Raw genomic sequence first — 3118 nt, forward strand, 5'->3', positions numbered from 1 at the left:
GTCACACTCTGAAAATGAGTAGAAAAGAAAGTCATACACCAAAAGAAAATGGTTAGATAAGCCCTCGACCGATTCGTATCTGTCAGCTAAGTGTGTTACCACACGTACACCTCAGACCGATCTACCTTGTCATCTACAAGGGGTCTTACTCCAAAAGGATGGGAAATCTCATCTTGAGGGGGGCTTCGCGCTTAGATGCTTTCAGCGCTTATCCCGTCCACACATGGCTACCCAGCGATGCTTTTGGCAAAACAACTGGTACACCAGAGGTATGTCCATCCCGGTCCTCTCGTACTAGGGACAGCTCCTCTCAAATTTCCTACGCCCACGACAGATAGGGACCGAACTGTCTCACGACGTTCTGAACCCAGCTCGCGTACCGCTTTAATGGGCGAACAGCCCAACCCTTGGGACCGAATACAGCCCCAGGATGCGATGAGCCGACATCGAGGTGCCAAACCTCCCCGTCGATGTGGACTCTTGGGGGAGATTAGCCTGTTATCCCCGGGGTAGCTTTTATCCGTTGAGCGATGGCCCTTCCACACGGAACCACCGGATCACTAAGTCCGACTTTCGTCCCTGCTCGACTTGTCAGTCTCGCAGTCAAGCTCCCTTCTGCCTTTGCACTCTATCGGCGCGATTTCCAACCGCGCTGAGGGAACCTTCGAGCGCCTCCGTTACCTTTTAGGAGGCGACCGCCCCAGTCAAACTGCCTACCTGACACGGTCCTCCGCCCGGATGACGGGCGTGAGTTAGAATTCGGATGTGACCAGAGTGGTATCCCACCGATGTCTCCCCCGACGCTAGCGCGCCGGATTCGCAGACTCCCACTTATCCTGTACAAGCCACACCCCAATTCAATATCAAGCTGCAGTAAAGCTCCACGGGGTCTTTCCGTCTTGTCGCGGGTAGCTAGCATTTTCACTAGCAATACAATTTCACCGGGTCTCTCGTCGAGACAGCGCCCAGATCGTTACGCCTTTCGTGCGGGTCGGAACTTACCCGACAAGGAATTTCGCTACCTTAGGACCGTTATAGTTACGGCCGCCGTTTACTGGGGCTTCAGTTCAGAGCTTCGCAAAAGCTAACCCATCCCCTTAACCTTCCAGCACCGGGCAGGCGTCAGCCCCTATACATCGCCTTACGGCTTCGCAGAGACCTGTGTTTTTGCTAAACAGTCGCCTGGGCCTATTCACTGCGGCCCCCTCGCGCACCCGAAGGTACACTACACGGGGCACCCCTTCTCCCGAAGTTACGGGGTCATTTTGCCGAGTTCCTTAACGAGAGTTTTCCCGAGCACCTGAGGATTCTCTCCTCGCCTACCTGTGTCGGTTTGCGGTACGGGCACCTGTCTCCTCCCTAGAGGCTTTTCTTGGCAGTGTGGAATCAAGAACTTCGGTACTATAAATTTCCCTCCCCGTGACAGCTTGGCTTTAAAAAGAGACGGATTTGCCTATCTCTTAGCCTCACTGCTTGGACGCGCACATCCAGTCGCGCGAATCTCTATCCTCCTGCGTCCCCCCATCGGTCAAATGGATCGAGGTGGTACAGGAATCTCAACCTGTTGTCCATCGCCTACGCCTTTCGGCCTCGGCTTAGGTCCCGACTAACCCTGAGCGGACGAGCCTTGCTCAGGAAACCTTAGGCTTTCGGTGGAGGGGATTCTCACCCCTCTTTTCGCTACTCATACCGGCATTCTCACTTCCAAGCGCTCCACCGTTTCTTACAAAACGACTTCAACGCCCTTGGAACGCTCCCCTACCATAGCCAAGCGAAGCTTGACTATCCACAGCTTCGGTGATACGTTTAGCCCCGATACATTTTCGGCGCAGAGTCACTCGACCAGTGAGCTATTACGCACTCTTTGAATGATGGCTGCTTCTAAGCCAACATCCTGGTTGTCTTCGCAACTCCACATCCTTTTCCACTGAACGTATACTTGGGGACCTTAGCTGGTGATCTGGGCTGTTTCCCTTTCGACCATGGATCTTAGCACCCATAGTCTGACTCCTGATGGTAAGTCGATGGCATTCGGAGTTTAACTGAGCTCGGTAACCCGGGAAGGGCCCCTCACCCAATCAGTGCTCTACCTCCATGACTCGCAACATCAAGGCTAGCCCTAAAGCTATTTCGGGGAGAACCAGCTATCTCCGAGTTCGATTGGCATTTCACCCCTACCCACACCTCATCCCCTCATTTTTCAACATAAGTGGGTTCGGGCCTCCATTCCGTGTTACCGGAACTTCACCCTGGACATGGGTAGATCACTCGGTTTCGGGTCAATGACGTCGTACTGAATCGCCCTATTCAGACTCGCTTTCGCTACGGCTCCAGCTTATCGCTTTAACCTTGCACGACACCATTACTCGCCGGTTCATCCTGCAAAAGGCACGCCATCATCCGTATCAGAAGATACAGACTCTGACTGATTGTAAGCACACGGTTTCAGGTACTGTTTCACTCCCCTTCCGGGGTACTTTTCACCTTTCCCTCACGGTACTGGTTCGCTATCGGTCGCTAGGTAGTATTTAGCCTTGGGAGGTGGTCCTCCCAGCTTCCCACAGGGTTTCACGTGTCCCGCGGTACTCAGGGTTGGTCTCGGAGAGCAACGGATTTCGACTACGAGGCTATCACTCACTCTGGCGGGTCTTTCCAGAACCACTTCATCTATCCATCGCTTTTCTGACTCCATATGAGACGCCCTACAACCCCAAAGGCAAGCCTTTGGTTTGGGCTAATCCCGTTTCGCTCGCCGCTACTCAGGGAATCGCGTTTGCTTTCTGTTCCTCAGGGTACTTAGATGTTTCAGTTCCCCTGGTCTGCCTCACTCCACCCTATGGATTCAGGTAGGTGTACTCGCTCTTCCAGCGAGTGGGTTGCCCCATTCGGAAATCTTCGGATCAACGCTCACTTACAGCTTCCCGAAGCATATCGGTGTTCGTCCCGTCCTTCATCGGCTCCTAGCGCCAAGGCATTCACCGTGTGCCCTTAGTAGCTTATCTCTCGGTTTCTTTCGGTGATTGCAACATGACTTTCTTTTCATATCTCATTTTCAAAGTGCGACTTGATGTCTTGCCGCATCTTGCGGCGACAAGCAATAATATAACACCTTTCGATT

1 rRNA gene is annotated in these 3118 nt (G+C 53.2%); it reads right to left on the reverse strand.

The window, feature by feature from the left end:
- Positions 1-52 precede the first annotated feature (52 nt).
- Positions 53-3002 (reverse strand): 23S ribosomal RNA (locus BUB71_RS18680).
- Positions 3003-3118: the final 116 nt, after the last annotated feature.

Source organism: Seinonella peptonophila, from assembly GCF_900129355.1.
GTDB lineage: Bacteria > Bacillota > Bacilli > Thermoactinomycetales > Thermoactinomycetaceae > Seinonella > Seinonella peptonophila.